The sequence below is a fragment of the Arthrobacter sp. B6 genome (assembly GCF_001663775.1).
Lineage (GTDB): Bacteria > Actinomycetota > Actinomycetes > Actinomycetales > Micrococcaceae > Arthrobacter.
The window spans coordinates 3,098,615-3,114,842 of the sequence record NZ_KV467168.1; the positions used below are offsets into that span (position 1 = coordinate 3,098,615).

The following is a 16,228-nucleotide window of genomic DNA, read 5'->3' on the forward strand; positions in this document are numbered from 1 at the left end:
AGAGGGGTGCCTTCCTTTGCGAGTGCCGGTTAGCCGATTTTGTTGGCTGCTTCGGCGTCGGAGAGCGGGGCGGTACCGAGGTTGGCGCGGAGTTTGGCGCCGAGTTCGGCGTCGACGTTGGTCCAGTACTGGATGGCGCGTTCCTTGATGCCGGGGCTCTTCACGCCGCCCACGGCACCGGTGATGGTGTCCAGGAAGCGGGCCTTGGCGGCGTCGTCGTAGACTTCGCGGTAGAGCGTGCCGGCCTGGCCGAAGTCGCTGTCCTCGGCGTGCAGGGTGTGCGCGGAGAGGGTCAGTTCGCCGTCGTTCTCCCAGCCGCCGGCCGGGTTCTGGGGCTCAACGGCGGCCGGGCCGCCCACGGTGTTCGGGGCGTAGACCGGGACGGTGGGGGCGTTGAACAGGTAGCGTCCGGCGCCGTCCTGGCTGTAGTTGTTGACCTCGTTCTTGGGCTGGTTGACCGGGATCTGGGCGTGGTTGGTGCCCACGCGGTAGCGGTGCGCGTCGGCGTAGGAGAAGATGCGGGCCTGCAGCATCTTGTCCGGGGACGCGGCGATGCCGGGCACGAAGTTCGACGGCGCGAAGGTGGCCTGTTCGATCTGCGCGAAGTAGTTCTCCGGGTTCTTGTTCAGTTCCATGGTGCCGACCTTGATCAGCGGGTAGTCCGCGTGCGGCCAGACCTTGGTGAGGTCGAACGGGTTGAACCGGTAGGTCTTGGCGTCCTCGTACGGCATGACCTGGACGTGCAGGTCCCAGGAGGGGAAGTTGCCGGCTTCGATGTTTTCGGCCAGGTCGCGGATGTAGAAGTCCGCGTCGGAGCCGGCCAGTTCCTCGGCGCGGTCACCGGTGATGGTGTTCACGCCCTGGTTGGACTTGAAGTGGTACTTGACCCAGAAGCGTTCGCCCGCGGCGTTGATCCACTGGTAGGTGTGTGAGCCGTAGCCCTGCATTTCGCGCCAGGAGGCGGGCAGGCCGCGGTCGCCCATGAGCCAGGTGACCTGGTGCGCGGACTCGGGGGACAGGGTCCAGAAGTCCCACTGCATGTCCGCGTCGCGCAGGTGGGTGCCCGGGAGGCGCTTCTGGGAGTGGATGAAGTCCGGGAACTTGATGCCGTCGCGGATGAAGAACACCGGGGTGTTGTTGCCCACGAGGTCGTAGTTGCCCTCGGAGGTGTAGAACTTCACGGCGAAACCGCGCGGGTCCCGCCAGGTGTCAGGGGAGCCGTTCTCGCCCGCGACGGAGGAGAAACGGATCAGCATCTCGGTCTCAACGCCCGGCTGCAGGAACGCGGCCTTGGTGTAGGCCGAGATGTCCTCGGTGGCCGTGAACGTGCCGAACGCGCCGCCGCCCTTGGCGTGCACTACGCGCTCCGGCACCCGCTCGCGGTTGAACTGGGCAAGCTTCTCCACCAGGTAGTGGTCAGTCAGGATGATGGCACCGTCGGCACCAACTGACTTCGAATGCGCGTCGGACGTAACCGGCGCACCTGACTGGGTCGTTGAAATGGCAGTCATTTTTCTCCTATTTCTTGGCTAAACAATGTTTAAGGGGCAGCTGTTGGATGGCCTGCGCCAACCCATTCCACGGTGCCGTCCGTAAAGAACTGCTCTTTCCAGATCGGTACGCGGGCCTTGATGCGGTCCACAAGCTCTGAACACACAGCAAAGGCCTGGCCGCGGTGGGCTGCCGAGACGGCGCAGACGAGTGCGGGGTCACCTACACGGAGCATCCCCACCCGGTGGGCAGCCCAGATGCGGACCGGCATTTCCGCCTCCCCGGTATGTTCCGCAGCAAGTTCTTCCACGAGTCCGGCCAGGACCTGATGTGCGGTGGGGTGGGCCGAATAACTTAGTCGGGCAACCGACTTTCCGTTGTCGTGGTTGCGCACCACTCCGCTGAAGCTGACAACGGCGCCTGCTTCGTCACCCTCGACCGCGGCCGTCGCCCGGTCCACGGAGATGGGGTCGCTGCTGAGCTCGGCGAGGACAACGTCAAAGCCGGGCATGGTTTTCCTCACGGCTCACCTTCCGCGGACGGTCCACCCTTTCGCGTCCCGCGTAGACATTCAGGCTGTGCCCCCTGCTGAATCCCACTAACGTCACACCGGTTTCGGCTGCGAGGTCAGCGGCCAGGCTTGACGGTGCGCTCACGGCTGACAGGACGGGTATCCCGGCCAGGGCGGCTTTCTGGACAAGCTCGAAGGACGCCCGCCCCGAAACCTGGAGCACGGTGCCGCTCAGCGGCAGCAGGTCCTGGCGAAGGGCCCACCCCACCACCTTGTCGACCGCGTTGTGGCGGCCGACGTCTTCCCGAAGGCAAAGCAGTTCCGGGCTCGTACCGTCCACTTTGAACAGGCCGGCGGCATGGACGCCGCCGGTCTTGTCGAACAGGCCTTGTGCCTCGCGAAGCCGCTCGGGGAGTTCGGCAAGGGCGTCCAGGGGTATCCGCAGCGCGTCCTGGGAAGGATCGAAGTGGAGGGTCTTGCGGACGGCTTCGATGGAGTCGGTCCCGCAGATGCCGCATGAGCTTGAAGTGTAGACATGCCGCATAGTGTCCGGCATGGGTACATCTGGCCTTAGTTGGGCGTCGATGACGTTGAACGACTGGGCGCCGCCGGCATCTCCGGCACAGAAACGCAGCGAGATGAGCTCGGATTGGGCACGGATGATGCCTTCAGACACCAGGAATCCGGCCACAAGATCAAAGTCGTCCCCGGGGGTTCTCATGGTGACCGCGAAGGAGCGGCCGCCAATGCGGATTTCCAGGGGCTCCTCAGCAGCGAGTTCGTCTTCCTTGAACCGCACCGGGTATTCAGTGCCGGAACCGTCCAGGCGGAAGCGGTGGATCTTGCGGCGCTGTGTCATGCGTGCCATGCGGTGCTCCGTGCTCGGTTGGTGGTGGAGATGATCGACCCGTTGGGCTCCGTCCAGGGCAGTGGGAGCACAGGAACAGGCTCGCCGGACTGGACTCCGCCAGGAGGAACAGCCATGACGCCGTCGGCCCAGGCCAGTCCACGCATCATGCCTGGCCCCGTGTGCGAGGCGGGGAATGCCAGGCCCTCGATGAACGTGCACGGAATCAGGCGCGTACGGCCAGGGCACGGATCAACGTCAGCGGCGGAAGTCACCTGTCCGACGGCGCTCAGGGACCTGCCTCCGAGTGCCTCCAGCAGCGGTGAACCAATGGTGATGAGGGCCATCATGGCTGCCAACGGATTACCGGGCAGTCCGACGACGAAGCGGCCGTCCGGGAGCCCGGCCAGGACAGCCGGGTGGCCGGGCCGCATGGCGACGCCGTCCAGCAGCAGCTCGCCGCCCAGAGCCGCGATCGCGGCGCGAAAATGATCTGTGCCGGAACAGCCGGTTCCCCCAGTGGTTATGGTCACGTCCGGCAGCCGCCCGGAAAACCCTTCTGAACCGCCAAGTGCCGCGAGCCATTCGTCGTAGGAATCCCCGATCCGCAGGGAGCCGGCGGTGGTGCCCCCCAGAAGGGAAATGACCGTGCCCAGCTGGGGACCGAAAGTGTCCCTGACGTACCCTGGATCCGGAACGCCCGAGGTGACCACTTCGGAACCGGTCATGACGATTCCGACCATCGGCTTGGCCTGCACCTGCAGAGTGTCGTGGCCAGCCACGGCGGCGAGGGCAATGTGTCCCGGGTTCAGTTTTGTGCCGGCGGGGATCAGCACTTCACCGGCCGAAGCTTCTTGGCCCGCGGGGCGGATGTGCTGGCCCGGCCACGGCTCGCCCTGCTTTGCGTTGTCATTGAGCAGCAGGAGCGGGCGGCCATCAGCGTCTTGGTGGATCTGGCCGCTTTCCTTGCGGAGGATCGATTGGGCGCCGGAAGGTACCAGTCCGCCGGTGGCGATGACGCTGGCCTGCCCGGGGAACAAAAAGGGCCCAGGGTCGGTAAGGATCCATGGACCGATGCCATTGACGGCCCAGCCGTCCATGGCAGAGGAGTCGTAGTGGGGGAGTTCCTGCAGGGCGGCGACTTCGCGGACCAGGGTGTAGCCGGCCGCCGAGTGGAGCGGCGCATCCACCGGCGCGAGCGGGACAGCGGAATCGAAGGCCAGCTGCCGGGCTTCGGCCCACGTAGGGGCGGGATCTCGCGCGGCGCGCCAGACGGAGTGCAACTCCGAAGCGCGGCCGTCGGTGTCGATTTCTCGGGCGAGCAACGGTGCCCCCTTTTCTAAACTTAGTGGTGCGCTGAAAGGTGGGGCCGGGGACTGTGAGGGTTGCACCACGCGGTACTTGCCCCACAGTCCCCGGCCCCACCAGTTGGGGTACTAGGCCTTGATGTATCCGTTCGGGTTCAGCACGAATTTCGTCGCCGAGCCGGCGTCGAATTCGGCGTAGCCGCGCGGTGCGTCCTCCAGCGGGATCGCTGTGGCGTTAACTGCCTTGGCGATCTGGACCTTGTCATGCAGGATGGCCATCATCAGCTGGCGGTTGTAAGACATGACCGGGCACTGTCCGGTGGTGAAGGACAGGGACTTTGCCCATCCCGTGCCCAATGACAGCGACAGGGAGCCGTGCTTGGCTGCGTCGTCGATTCCACCCGGGTCGCCGGTGACGTACAGCCCGGGGATGCCCAGGGCCCCACCTGCGGCTGTAATGTCCATCAGGGAATTCAGCACGGTGGCCGGAGCCTCGTGGGATGCATCCTTGCCATGGCCACGGGCTTCGAAGCCCACAGCGTCGACGCCGCAGTCCACCTCAGGAACGCCAAGGATCTGCTCGATCTGGTCCTTCGGATCTCCGTTGGAGACGTTCACCGTCTCGCACCCGAAGGAGCGGGCCTGCGCCAGCCGGTCTTCGTTCATGTCACCGACAATCACGACGGCGGCACCAAGCAACTGCGCGCCGACGGCGGCGGCGAGGCCGACCGGGCCGGCTCCGGCGATGTACACGGTGGACCCGACGCCGACTCCGGCTGTGACGGCGCCGTGGAACCCGGTGGGGAAGATATCGGAGAGCATGGTCAGGTCCATGATCTTTTCCAGGGCCTGGTCGCGGTCCGGGAACCTGAGCAGGTTCCAGTCAGCGTAGGGGACGAGCACGTATTCTGCCTGGCCACCCACCCAGCCGCCCATGTCCACGTAACCGTAGGCGCTGCCCGGGCGGTCCGGGTTGACGTTCAGGCAGATGCCGGTCTTGCGCTCCTTGCAGTTCCGGCACCGGCCACAGGAGATGTTGAAAGGCACGGAGACGATGTCTCCGACCTTGATGAACTCCACATCCGGACCGACTTCCACCACTTCGCCGGTGATTTCATGTCCGAGGACGAGGTCCTGGGGAGCGGTGGTGCGGCCGCGCACCATGTGCTGGTCCGAGCCGCAGATGTTGGTTGTCACCGTGCGCAGGATCGCACCGTGGGGTACTTTCCGGCCGACGTTGGCCGGATTGACGCCAGGCCCGTCTTTCAGTTCGAACGTCGGGTAGTCGGTATTGATGATTTCGACGACACCGGGTTCCTTGTAGGCGACCGCTCTATTTCCTGACATGGACACTCCTTTGGCTACGGGGGTGGTGCTGGGATTTCGTGCCAGGCCCGCCATTGTCGGATTGCCTTGCACTGGTCCGGCAAAGTTGCCGGCGCTGCCCCGTTGCCCGAAAGCGGTGCTTCGATGAGGATACCTCCCCAGGTTTCAGGCCATCGAAGCACCATTCACGGGTACGGGACAGATCATCCTTCGCGAGGACGAAGGCTGTCAGTGGGATGCGGCGCCGGTTGGCACAGCATCCCGGTCCTTCCTAGCGCTGGGCAGCGGCGCCCGCGGAAGCTACGGTGTGGTCGTTCTCCACGGTGCTGCCGCTGACGCCGATCGCACCGATGATGGTGCCGTCCCCATCGTGCAGCGGGAGTCCGCCCGGGAACGTGATGAGTCCGCCATTGGAGTGTTCGATGTTGAACAGCGGGCCGCCTGGCTGGGACAGTTCACCGATCGATCCCGTGGCCATGTCGAAGTAGCGGGCAGTGCGGGCCTTCTTGATGGAAATGTCGATGCTGCCGAGCCAGGCACCGTCCATGCGGGTGAAGGCCTTGAGGTTGCCTCCGGCGTCCACCACCGCGATGTTCATTGCAGTGCCGGTTTCGCGGGCCGACTCGCGGGCGGCGCCGAGGACGGCATCGGCCTGGGCTTGAGTGATATCAGACATTGCTTCTCCCTTGATGGTGTCTGGTGGGGTGGGGCTGAGCTGTGCGAAAAGGGCTGATATTTTTACATATGCAGTAACGATATATCAGTACATCGTAGGGCAGCCCAAAGGTCATGTCTAGGGATTTCTTAGCGGCCGTGGATCAGGCTCAGCGCCTCGGCCCGGGCCGCCGGCAGGCGCAGTTCACCGCGGACTGCGGACGTGATGGTCTTTGCCCCCGGCTTGCGGATACCCCGCATGGACATGCACAGGTGCTCGCACTCGACCACCACAATTGCGCCGAGCGGCCGCAGCGAGGTGACCAGCGCGTCCACCACCTGCGTTGTCAGCCGTTCCTGAACCTGCGGCCTTCGCGCGAAGACGTCCACCAGCCTTGCCAGCTTGCTGAGGCCGGTCACGAGTCCCTCGGCGGACGGGATGTAGCCCACATGTGCCACGCCATGGAACGGCACCAGGTGATGCTCGCAGGTGGAATAGAACGGGATGTCCTTGACGATGACCATTTCACCGTGGCCGAGGTCGAAGGTCCTGTCCAGGACGGCAAGGGGATCCTCATGGAGCCCGCCAAACATTTCCGCGGCGGCGCGTGCCACGCGGGCCGGAGTGTCCGCCAGTCCGGGCCTTTCCGGGTCCTCCCCGATGGCCAGAAGATATTCGCGGACAGCCCGTTCCACCCTTGGCCCGTCGACGCCCTTGGCATCGATTTTTTCCGTCGTCAGGACAGCGCTCACGATTCGGCCCGCTCCAGCCGCACGATAACGGACTTGGACGTCGGTGTCCCGCTCGTGTCGGCTACGGAATCAAGCGGCACGAGGACGTTGGTTTCCGGGTAGTAAGCCGCCGCGCAGCCCTTGGGCGTCGAGTATGAAACGATGCGGAAGTTTTCGGCCCGGCGTTCGGTCCCCTGGAATTCGGAGATGAGGTGAACCATGTCCCCGTCCGTGAACCCCAGCTCAGTAATGTCGTCGGCATTGATCATCACGACTCGGCGCCCGCCATGGATGCCCCGGTAGCGGTCATCCTTGCCGTAGATGGTGGTGTTGTACTGGTCATGGGAGCGCAGGGTCTGGAGGACGAGGCGTCCCGCGGGGACCCTGATGAATTCCAGTTCGTTGCCTGTGAAGTGGGCCTTGCCCGAAGCGGTGTCGAACTTCCTGGCGTCCCGGGGCGGGTGGGGAAGGACGAACCCGCCAGGGTTCTGGATCCGTTCCTCGAAATTCTCGAAGCCGCTGAGGACCGCCTCGATGTGTTTCCTGATGATGGAGTAGTCGTCCCTCATGGCAAGCCAGTCGGCTTTGGGGGTATTGGGCAGCCGGCGGTTGTCGCTGTCGGTGAAGAGTCTGTGGGCGATGTTGCACACGATGGCCACCTCGGAATGGAGGTGCTCACTGGCGGGCTTAAGGCGTCCGCGGGAGGCGTGCACCGCACTCATGGAATCCTCCACGGTCACCCTCTGGTCGCCCGTGCGCTGGGTGTCCTTCTCGGTACGCCCGAGTGTCGGAAGAATCAGCGCACGACGGCCCGTCGATACGTGGGAATGGTTCAGTTTCGTGGAGATCTGCACCGTCAGGCGGGTGTTCGCCAGCGCCTGTTCCGTGACCTCTGAATCCGGGGCCGCCCGCACGAAGTTGCCGCCCATGCCGATGAAAACGCGGACCTTGCCGTCCCGCATGGCGCGGATGGCGGCCACGGTGTCGAAGCCGTGTGCCCGGGGGGAGAGGAATTCGAACTCATGGTCAAGCCGGTCATGGAAGTTCTCCGGCATCTTCTCGAAGATGCCCATGGTCCGGTCACCCTGGACGTTGGAGTGGCCGCGGACGGGGCAGACCCCGGCTCCCGGTTTGCCGATGTTGCCCTGGAGAAGCAGGACGTTGACCACGTCGCGGAGGGTGGGAACCGAGTGCTTGTGCTGGGTCAGGCCCATGGCCCAGCAGACGATGGTGGCGCTCGAGGCCAGGAGCCGCTCGCCAGTGGACCTGATCTGTTCCAGTGTCAGTCCGGTGGCTTCGACGATGTCGTCCCATTCCGCCTTTTCGAGGTACCGCAGGTATTCGTCGATGCCCACGGTGTGGTCCTTGATGAATTCATGGTCCAGCACGGTGGGGAGGCCGGGTGTCTTGCGCCCTTGCGCTTCGGCTTCGAGAAGGTACTTGCCAAGCCCCTGGAAGAGGGCCTGATCCCCGCCGGCACGGATCTGGAGGAAGTCGTCGGTCAGCTGTGTGCCCACCACCATGCCGGAAATGTTCTGCGGATTCTCGAACCGAAGGAGCCCGGCCTCGGGAAGCGGATTCACGGAGATGATGACGGCGCCGTTCTTCTTCGCCTTCTCCAGCGCGCTGAGCATGCGCGGGTGGTTGGTGCCGGGATTTTGACCTGCAACGAAGATCAGCGACGCCGTCTCCAGGTCCGTGAGGCTGACGGAGCCTTTGCCGATGCCGATGGTTTCGACCAGGGCCGAGCCGGACGATTCGTGGCACATGTTGGAGCAGTCGGGCAAATTGTTTGTCCCGATGCCGCGAACGAGCAGCTGGTAGGCGAAGGCTGCCTCGTTCGATGTCCGCCCCGAGGTGTAGAAGACTGACTGGTCCGGGTGCTCCATGTCCCTGATCTCCTGGGCGATCAGCTCGTAGGCGTCGTCCCACTCGATGGGCCTGTAGTGGGTGGCGCCTTCGTCAAGCAGCATCGGGTGCGTCAGCCGGCCCTGTTGGCCCAGCCAGTAGTCGTCGCGCGTTTTCAGGTCCGCAATGGAGTGCTCTGCAAAGAATTCGGGCGTGACGCGGCGGCGCGTGGCTTCTTCGGCCACCGCCTTGGCGCCGTTCTCGCAGAATTCCGCAGCATTGCGCTTTTCGTGTTCAGGCCAGGCACAGCCCATGCAGTCAAAGCCGTCAACCTGGTTGACTGCCAGGAGCGTCTGGATGCTGCGCAGCGGCCCCATCTGCTCAAGGGAAATCTTCAACGCGTTTGCAACAGCAGGAAGGCCGACCGCAGTCGTTTTGGGCTTAGTCAGGCTCAGCTTTGACTCGTCGATGTTCTGCTTGGGGGCTTTTGAAGCCATGGGGATCTTTCCCTTCAGATCTTGGCAGGAAACAGTGGAATGGAGATGTTGCCTGGGGACAACGTGGTGGCCGGCTGCAGTGCCTGCAGACCATGCAGGAGGCCAGGCAACCGGCCGAGGTCGTTGAAGGTGTAGACATGGAACCCGGCAAAGAGGGGATCGCCCGCCAACTCCTGGTGAATCTCGCGAATCAGGCCGGCGCTGTCATAGCTGAGGAAGTCGTCCCGCCGCCAGAGGGCTCCCGCCATCCCTGTCCCGCGGGCAAGCTTGAGCGAGCGGCCGACCCCGAGGCGTGCTCCCAGGGATACCAGCTTCCTGACGGAGACTGGACCGGGGACTCCAACCCACACGGGTATCTGGATGCCGCTGTTTCGGATTGCCTTGAGGTATCGGCTGATGGACCCGGCGGAAAAACACATCTGCGTGACCAAGGAGGACGCCAAGGGCGCTTTCATGTGGAGGCTGCTGCTGAGTTGCTCCTGGCTAAGCTGCGGGTGGCCTTCCGGGTAACCGGCAATTCCTATGGAGAAGTCGGGTGAATAGGCATTCACGGCCTCAAGGAGTTGTCCGCTCCAGCTGTAAGGGCCGGCGGGCGTGCGCCGGTCGCCGGCAACGAGAAACAGCTCCGAGACGCCGGCCTCCTGCAGTTGCTGCAGGAGGGAATGGAGTTCGGCCTCACCCGTGATGCTGCGGGCCGCGAGGTGGGGGACGGTGTGGTACCCCAGGCGGGCAAGGTTGACGGCCGCCTCCACGGTCCGTGCGGGCCCGTGGTGCGGAAGGCACGTGACGCTGACGGATCCCGAGGTGCCAAAAGCCGCAGGGAGTTGCGTGAGCAGGTCGGCGGACGGAACCACTTCCAGCCGTACCCTTGCAACAGCTTCCTTGCTCATTACTCTCCGTTCTTCGGCATCACCGCAACACTGCCTGCCGGAGCGAAAATCTCCAACTGGTACCTACCGGAGGGTTGACATTTTTTTGATGGAATATTGATATATCAGTTCTAGGAATACTATGTACACGAGGCCTTCGCGTCAAGGCTCAGCCGTGCACCGGGAGGAGACTTGAAAATGGCAAGCGCTGGAGAACTACCGACGGAAGTTGGGGGGCCCTTCCTGCCCGGGAGGCAGGAGGACGAGTCCTTCGCCGACTTCGCCTACAGGGTGCTCTGCGATGAACTCATCGTTTTGGACATCAAGCCGGGCGAACCATTGAATGACGAAGTGATTTCCAGGCGGCTCGGAGTGGGGAGGACACCCATCCGGGAGGCCATGAAGCGCCTGGAGAGCGACCACCTGGTGGTGGCGTATCCCCGCCGGGGAACATTCGCCGCGGGGGTGGACATCACGGATCTGGCCGAAATTTCCGAAATCCGGCAGCTTTTGGAGCCTGCGGCCGCAGCACGGGCTGCCCGGATGGCGTCGCCGCAGCTCCGGCAGGAGATCAAGGAATTTGCCAGGGAAGTTGGAGAGCTCCTGCCAGGGATGCACTCCCAGCGGGACCTTATGCGCCTGGACATGCGCGTGCACCGGATGATCTACCGGGCCACAGGGAGCCGGCATCTTGAGGATGTCCTGATCCGGTACGACAACCTGGCGACGCGGATCTGGAGCCTTGTGCTGGAGAAACTTCCTCCCGTATCCGAGCATATTGCCCAGCACATTGAGCTGCTCGAGTGCATCGCGGAAGGGGATTCCGAAGCTGCTGCGCGGCTGACCACCAAGCACGTGACGGACTTCGAGAACCTGATCAGGGCGGTCCTGTAGCCCATTGGGAGGACAACGGCGTCCGCGCCCGTGCAGATCGCATCGATCTGCACGGGCGCGCTGACGACTGGCCTAAGCCAAGCAGGGGTACCTGCCCTGGAATCAGCCGGCAGTGCCCCGGACCAAGGCGCGCGACTGTTCCCGCGCGGCGTCGACGGTGTGTTTTAGGAGCAGGGACGTCGTGACTGAACCGACGCCGCCCGGAACGGGCGTCAGCGCCGCGGCGATGCCCCGGACACTGGCTTCGTCCACGTCCCCCACGAGGGAGCCGTCGGCAAGGACGTTGGTGCCGACGTCGACCACTACGGCTTTCGAGGAAATATGACCGCCGTTCAGCAGGCCGGTGCGCCCGGCGGCGACCACCACGACGTCGGCCGTCTTGGTGTATTCCTCCAGCGGCCCTGACCTGGAGTGGCAGACGGTGACCGCGGCGTCGCGTTCCAGCAGCAGCAGGGACAGCGGTTTTCCGACGACGGCGGAACGCCCAATCACGACGACGTTGCGGCCCGCCACCGGGATATCGAAGTGGTCAAGGATCTCGATGACGGCCTGGGCCGTTGCAGGCGCGAACGAGGGCTGGCCGACCGCCAGGCGGCCGAGGCTCAGTGGATTCGCGCCGTCGATGTCCTTTTCAGGGGCGATGTGCCCAACCAGGGCAGCTGGATCGACGCCTGGAGGCAGTGGCGTCTGCAGGATGATGCCGTTGACCGATGGCTCGGCGCTGAGGTCTTTCAGGACTGAGGCCAGTACCTGTCCTGTTGCGTCGTGGCCCAGGTCCACGATCCGGCAATTGATGCCCGCGCTTTCTGCAGCCCGTTCGATGGACCGCACATACCAGTGCGTGGAGCCGTCGTCGGTGGCCACAACCACCGCAAGGGTGGGGCGCAGGCCGTCACTTTCGAGCTCCCGGGCATCGTCGTGGGCTTTCTGCTGGATAAGCTTTGCCAGTGTTCGTCCAGGAAGGAGTGTGGTGCTCAACCGAGAATCCTTTCGCGCACGCGCTTCACGAGAGAGTCGGCCGCCAGGATGACCTTGTCCTCAAGGCCGTCGGTCTGCTCGGCCAGCCGGGAACGGGCTTCGGTGTCCTTGATGGCCACCACATTAATGTCGATGTTCACCCGTGCAGTGGTGGCAGCTGCCCGGGCTGCGTCGACGGCGGCCGCGACGTCGCTGATGACGTTGGCGTTGGCCACCTCGAACAGTTCCGTGGCAAGATCCACGACGGCGCCGGCCAGGAGGATCAGTTGTGCCGGTGTCTGCGCGGCCAGGATGAGCGCGTCCTGGATGGATGCTGTCCGTGCGGCCTTGAGGTCGTCAGTACCGGTCGGGAGCTTGTAGGCATCAATGACGCCTTGGAACGCATGCTGGTCGGCGTCCGCGAGGTGCAGGGCCTGGACCACCAGTTCGTCTGCGGTGCTCATGATTCTTGTCACGAGTTCGGCATGCTGCTCGTATTTGGTGCCGGTGGTGTACCTGGCCACCATGGCGACAAGCGCCGCCCCCTGGGCGGCGTGGAGCGCCGCGGCTGCGCCGCCGCCTGGGGTGGGTTCGCGCGAGGCAAGCCTGGCGAGATAGTCGTTTATTGTTTCTGAACTGATCATGTGTCTTCCTGGGGCTGAAGCTCTAGTCGACTGGCCTGGGGCATGGGACGGGCCATGGAAAAGCAGCGGCCCGGACTCTGGTTGCGAGGGAGTGAGTCCGGGCCGCGTGCCCTTGAATGGCCCTGCGGCTGTTAGCCGCGGAGCCGGCTCATCGTGGGGTCGTACAGTGGATCCGCGGTGACTGTGGCCTGGATGCGCCGGCCAAAGTACTCGATTTCAACCGAGTCACCCACGGAGACGGCGGCGGGCAGGTACGCGTAGGCGATCGGCTTGGCCACGGTGTAGCCATAAGCGGCGCTCGTGACGTAGCCAACTGCCTGGTCCTTGTAGAAGACAGGTTCCTTGCCCAGCACGATGCTGCGTCCGTCGTCGACCGTCAGGCAGCGCAGGCGGCGGGCGGAGTTTTCCTCGGTCCGGCCTTCCAGTGCTGCCTTGCCGACGAAGTTTTCCTTGGTCATCTTCACGGCGAAACCGAGTCCCGCTTCCAGCGGGTCGTGCTCGGTGGTCATGTCGGTGCCCCAGGAGCGGTAGCCCTTTTCCAGGCGCAGCGAGCTGAACGCGGCGCGGCCGGCAGCGATCACGCCGAACGGCTGCCCTGCCTTCCACAGTGCGTCCCACAGGCGCTGGCCGTTGTCCGCGCTGGTGTACAGTTCCCAGCCCAGCTCGCCGACGTAGGAGAGCCGCATTGCGGTGACGGTGACGCCTCCGATGACAACCTTCTTCGCCCGGAAGTAGCGCAGGCCGTCGTTGGAGAAGTCGTCGCTGCTGACGGTGCTGATCAGGTCCCGGGCGAGGGGTCCCCAGAGACCGATGCAGCATGTCCCGCCGGTGGTGTCGCGCACCTGGACCCAGTCGCTGGCGGTTCCGTTTTCCGTCTGGTGGCGTGCGGCCCGCTCAAAGTAGGCCGTGTCGATGTTTCCGTTGGCTCCGAGCTGGAACGTGTCTTCGCTCAGGCGGGCCACGGTGATGTCGCTTCGGATCCCGCCGGCGTGGTCCAGCAGGAGGGTGTAGGTGACGGCCCCCGGCTTCTTGGTCATGTCGGCGGTGGTCAGCTCCTGCAGCAGCTTCATGGCTCCGGGGCCGGAGACCTCAAGGCGCTTGAGCGGAGTCATGTCGTACATGGCAACTGCGGTGCGGGTCTTCCAAGCTTCGGCCGCGGCGATGGGCGAGCTGAACATCCCGGACCAGGCGTCACGTGCCGGCGGCTGCCATTCGTCAGGCATCTCCTTGAGCAGTTCGGCGTTGGCTTCGAACCAGTAGGGGCGCTCCCATCCGCCGCCCTCCAGGAAGTAGCCGCCCAGCTGCTTGTGGCGGGCGTGGAAGGGGCTGACGCGAAGGTTGCGCGGAGAGAGCTTGGGCTGAAGCGGGTGCAGGACATCGTAGATTTCCACGAAGTTCTGCTGGGAGGTCTCGCTGACGTACTCGGGGGTCAGCTGGACCTCTTCGAAGCGGTGGATATCGCAGTCGCCGAGGTCAATCTGCGACTTTCCGTCCACGAGGAGCTCTGCCACAGCACGGGCGATGCCGGCGGAGTGTGTGACCCACACAGCCTCGGCAACGAAGAAGCCGTCCACTTCCTTGGACTCGCCCACCAGGGAGCCGCCGTCCGGGGTGAAGGAGAAGATGCCGTTGAAGCCATCCTCGATTTCGCTTTCACGCAGTGCCGGCAGGATCTGCTTGGTTGCTTCCCACGCGGGAAGGAAGTCTTCCAGGGTGAAGTCCAGGCGGGAAGGCATGTTGTGTTCGCTGATGCTGCTGGGCTCGTAGCTGCCCAGTTCGTCCAGGTCTACGGGCATGGGTCGGTGTGCGTAGGAGCCGATGCCGTAGCGCTCGCCGTGCTCGCGGTAGTAGAGGTCCTGGTCCTGGTGGCGCAGGATGGGGAGCTGGGCGCCGTTGGGCAGTTCGTTCTTGCCCTTCTGGGCGGGAACCGGCGTGGTCTTGACGTACTGGTGGGCCAGCGGGAGAAGCGGGACGGACATCCCGATCAGCTCGCCCACCTTAGCGCCCCAGAAGCCTGCGCAGGAAACCACGATGTCCGCCGGGATCACGCCGTCGGCGGTCTCGACGCCGGTGACGCGGCGGTTGGACTGTTCGATCCCGGTCACCTCGGTGTTGCCGATGTACTTCACGCCGGCTGCTTCGGTGCGCTTGATGAGCAACTGGACTGCGCGAGCAGCCAGGGCCAGGCCGTCGGTAGGTACATGGAGGCCGCCCAGGATGTCTTCCTCGTTGATCAGCGGGTAGAGCTCCTTGCACTCTTCGCGGGAGAGGATCTTGCCGTCGATACCCCATGCGGCGGCATAGCCGAGCTTCCGCTTCAGGTCCGCGAGGCGGGTTTCCGTGGTGGCAACTTCAAGGCCGCCCACCTGGTTGAAGCAGCTTTGGCCATCCTCCGTGAGGGACAGGAGCTTTTCCACCGTGTACTTGGCGAAAAGTGCCATGGACTTTGAGGGGTTGGTCTGGAAAACCAGTCCCGGTGCGTGCGAGGTGGAACCCCCGGGCATGTTCAGGGGGCCCTGGTCCAGGACAGTGATGTTGTTCCAACCCCGCGTGACCAGTTCATCGGCCAGGTTCGTGCCGACGATTCCTGCTCCAATAATGACAATGCTTGGCGTCGAAGCCATGTGGTTTCTCCTGCTGATTTTCGTGTGTTGTCTGCTGATTGGTGGTCGTGGCTACCGGAACACGACAGTGCTGGTTTGGTCCAGCAACACACGGTGCTCGCAGTGCCAGCGCACGGCGCGGGACAGTGCCAGCGCTTCCGCGTCCCGCCCGACGGTGGACAGTGCGGTGGGGCCGTAGCTGTGATCGACCCGGATGACTTCCTGTTCGATGATTGGCCCCTCATCCAGCTCCGCAGTCACGTAGTGGGCTGTGGCGCCTACCAGCTTGACGCCGCGGTCATACGCCTGGTGGTACGGGCGTGCTCCCTTGAATCCAGGGAGGAAGGAGTGGTGGATGTTGATGGCCCGGCCCTCAAGGGAGCGGCAGAGGTCATCGGAGAGCACCTGCATGTACCGAGCGAGCACCACGAGGTCGATGTCATATTCGTCGATGAGGTCCAGCAGACGCTGTTCGGCGTCTGCCTTGGTCTCGGGCGTCACCGGAACATAGAGGAAGGGGAGGCCTGCAGCCTCGGCCATCGCCCGGTGGGTTTCGTGATTGGAAACGATCAGGACAATATCGCCGCCGAGGCTGCCGCCGCGCCAGCGGAAGAGCAGGTCATTCAGGCAATGGCCGAACTTGGACACCATCACCAGGATGCGCTGCTTGGTCTGGTCATGGAAGCTGAATTTCATCTCGAAGCGGTCCGCAATGGCGCTGAACTCCTCCTGGAGCCGCTCCGGCGTGTACTCGGGGGAACCCGAGAATGCCGTGCGCAGGTGCAGCGTCTGGCGGAGCCCGTCGTCGAACTGCTGGTGCTCGTCGATGTTGAAGCCACGTTCGAAGAGAAAGGTAGTGACGGCCTGGACGATACCGGCACGTTCGACGCACGACAGTGTGAGTACGAACTTCTGGGCCTTGTCTTCCACGCGGGGTTCGGTCTGAGCCAGCGTGCTCGTTGTTGAGTCTGTTGCCATTAGGGTCATGTCTCCTCCTTTAGATATATTCCAAGATCATAAACTGATATATTAGGGTTGGGAATCAGCG

General features: G+C 64.1%; 14 protein-coding genes. 1 reads left to right on the forward strand and 13 read right to left on the reverse strand.

Annotated elements, in window-relative coordinates; translation table 11 throughout:
- Nucleotides 1-29: 29 nt before the first annotated feature.
- The 9 genes from AU175_RS13710 to AU175_RS13750 all read right to left on the reverse strand — a co-directional run bounded on the left by AU175_RS13710 (nucleotide 30) and on the right by AU175_RS13750 (nucleotide 10,103).
- A complete protein-coding gene (locus AU175_RS13710; RefSeq protein ID WP_066289850.1) occupies nucleotides 30-1,511 on the reverse strand; it encodes a catalase in 1,482 nt (493 codons plus the stop codon).
- A gap of 29 nt (nucleotides 1,512-1,540) precedes the next feature.
- A complete protein-coding gene (locus tag AU175_RS13715; protein WP_066289851.1) occupies nucleotides 1,541-2,002 on the reverse strand; it encodes a molybdenum cofactor biosynthesis protein MoaE in 462 nt (153 codons plus the stop codon).
- On the reverse strand, nucleotides 1,989-2,870 hold the full coding sequence (gene fdhD, locus AU175_RS13720; protein ID WP_066289853.1) for a formate dehydrogenase accessory sulfurtransferase FdhD: 882 nt from the start codon (nucleotides 2,868-2,870) through the stop codon (nucleotides 1,989-1,991). The genes AU175_RS13715 and fdhD overlap by 14 nt, the downstream gene beginning before the upstream one ends.
- A complete protein-coding gene (locus AU175_RS13725) occupies nucleotides 2,858-4,174 on the reverse strand; it encodes a molybdopterin molybdotransferase MoeA (RefSeq protein WP_082979159.1) in 1,317 nt (438 codons plus the stop codon). Before AU175_RS13725 ends, fdhD begins: the two co-directional genes overlap by 13 nt.
- A gap of 111 nt (nucleotides 4,175-4,285) precedes the next feature.
- Entirely contained in the window at nucleotides 4,286-5,503 is a 1,218-nt protein-coding gene (gene fdhA, locus AU175_RS13730; protein WP_066289855.1) for a formaldehyde dehydrogenase, glutathione-independent, read from the reverse strand.
- Nucleotides 5,504-5,753: 250 nt separating this feature from the next.
- Complete coding sequence (locus AU175_RS13735; RefSeq protein WP_066289856.1) at nucleotides 5,754-6,158, reverse strand: GlcG/HbpS family heme-binding protein; 405 nt, start codon at nucleotides 6,156-6,158, stop codon at nucleotides 5,754-5,756.
- 128 nt (nucleotides 6,159-6,286) lie between these two features.
- Entirely contained in the window at nucleotides 6,287-6,889 is a 603-nt protein-coding gene (gene folE, locus AU175_RS13740; protein ID WP_231938569.1) for a GTP cyclohydrolase I FolE, read from the reverse strand.
- On the reverse strand, nucleotides 6,886-9,213 hold the full coding sequence (locus tag AU175_RS13745) for an FdhF/YdeP family oxidoreductase (RefSeq protein WP_066289861.1): 2,328 nt from the start codon (nucleotides 9,211-9,213) through the stop codon (nucleotides 6,886-6,888). The genes folE and AU175_RS13745 overlap by 4 nt, the downstream gene beginning before the upstream one ends.
- 14 nt (nucleotides 9,214-9,227) lie before the next feature.
- The gene (locus tag AU175_RS13750) at nucleotides 9,228-10,103 is read right to left on the reverse strand and encodes a methylenetetrahydrofolate reductase (protein ID WP_066289864.1); all 876 of its coding nucleotides are present in this window, start codon (nucleotides 10,101-10,103) and stop codon (nucleotides 9,228-9,230) included.
- A 177-nt stretch (nucleotides 10,104-10,280) separates the two neighbouring features.
- Between AU175_RS13750 and AU175_RS13755 the strand changes: the two genes are divergently transcribed.
- Nucleotides 10,281-10,976, forward strand: coding sequence for a GntR family transcriptional regulator (locus tag AU175_RS13755; RefSeq protein WP_082979160.1), 696 nt, complete (start codon nucleotides 10,281-10,283; stop codon nucleotides 10,974-10,976).
- 102 nt (nucleotides 10,977-11,078) lie between these two features.
- Here the strand turns inward: AU175_RS13755 and AU175_RS13760 are convergent, their stop codons facing one another.
- The 4 genes from AU175_RS13760 to purU form a co-directional block, all read right to left on the reverse strand.
- Entirely contained in the window at nucleotides 11,079-11,954 is an 876-nt protein-coding gene (locus AU175_RS13760; RefSeq protein ID WP_066289866.1) for a bifunctional 5,10-methylenetetrahydrofolate dehydrogenase/5,10-methenyltetrahydrofolate cyclohydrolase, read from the reverse strand.
- A complete protein-coding gene (locus AU175_RS13765) occupies nucleotides 11,951-12,577 on the reverse strand; it encodes a cyclodeaminase/cyclohydrolase family protein (RefSeq protein WP_066289868.1) in 627 nt (208 codons plus the stop codon). The genes AU175_RS13760 and AU175_RS13765 overlap by 4 nt, the downstream gene beginning before the upstream one ends.
- 131 nt (nucleotides 12,578-12,708) lie before the next feature.
- Nucleotides 12,709-15,201 carry a GcvT family protein gene (locus tag AU175_RS13770; protein ID WP_066289870.1) on the reverse strand — a complete coding sequence of 831 codons (2,493 nt, stop codon included), beginning with the start codon at nucleotides 15,199-15,201 and terminating at the stop codon, nucleotides 12,709-12,711.
- 51 nt (nucleotides 15,202-15,252) lie between these two features.
- Nucleotides 15,253-16,167 (reverse strand): formyltetrahydrofolate deformylase, encoded by a 915-nt coding sequence (gene purU / locus AU175_RS13775; protein ID WP_082979161.1) that lies wholly within the window; start codon nucleotides 16,165-16,167, stop codon nucleotides 15,253-15,255.
- Nucleotides 16,168-16,228 lie beyond the last annotated feature (61 nt).

What these genes read in the sequence shown, in the direction of transcription:
- AU175_RS13710 (WP_066289850.1), bottom strand. Translation starts at nt 1,511, where the DNA reads ATGACTGCCATTTCAACGACCCAGTCAGGTGCGCCGGTTACGTCCGAC.
- AU175_RS13715 (WP_066289851.1), bottom strand. Translation starts at nt 2,002, where the DNA reads ATGCCCGGCTTTGACGTTGTCCTCGCCGAGCTCAGCAGCGACCCCATC.
- fdhD (WP_066289853.1), bottom strand. Translation starts at nt 2,870, where the DNA reads ATGGCACGCATGACACAGCGCCGCAAGATCCACCGCTTCCGCCTGGAC.
- fdhA (WP_066289855.1), bottom strand. Translation starts at nt 5,503, where the DNA reads ATGTCAGGAAATAGAGCGGTCGCCTACAAGGAACCCGGTGTCGTCGAA.
- AU175_RS13735 (WP_066289856.1), bottom strand. Translation starts at nt 6,158, where the DNA reads ATGTCTGATATCACTCAAGCCCAGGCCGATGCCGTCCTCGGCGCCGCC.
- AU175_RS13745 (WP_066289861.1), bottom strand. Translation starts at nt 9,213, where the DNA reads ATGGCTTCAAAAGCCCCCAAGCAGAACATCGACGAGTCAAAGCTGAGC.
- AU175_RS13750 (WP_066289864.1), bottom strand. Translation starts at nt 10,103, where the DNA reads ATGAGCAAGGAAGCTGTTGCAAGGGTACGGCTGGAAGTGGTTCCGTCC.
- AU175_RS13755 (WP_082979160.1), top strand. Translation starts at nt 10,281, where the DNA reads ATGGCAAGCGCTGGAGAACTACCGACGGAAGTTGGGGGGCCCTTCCTG.
- AU175_RS13765 (WP_066289868.1), bottom strand. Translation starts at nt 12,577, where the DNA reads ATGATCAGTTCAGAAACAATAAACGACTATCTCGCCAGGCTTGCCTCG.
- AU175_RS13770 (WP_066289870.1), bottom strand. Translation starts at nt 15,201, where the DNA reads ATGGCTTCGACGCCAAGCATTGTCATTATTGGAGCAGGAATCGTCGGC.
- purU (WP_082979161.1), bottom strand. Translation starts at nt 16,167, where the DNA reads ATGACCCTAATGGCAACAGACTCAACAACGAGCACGCTGGCTCAGACC.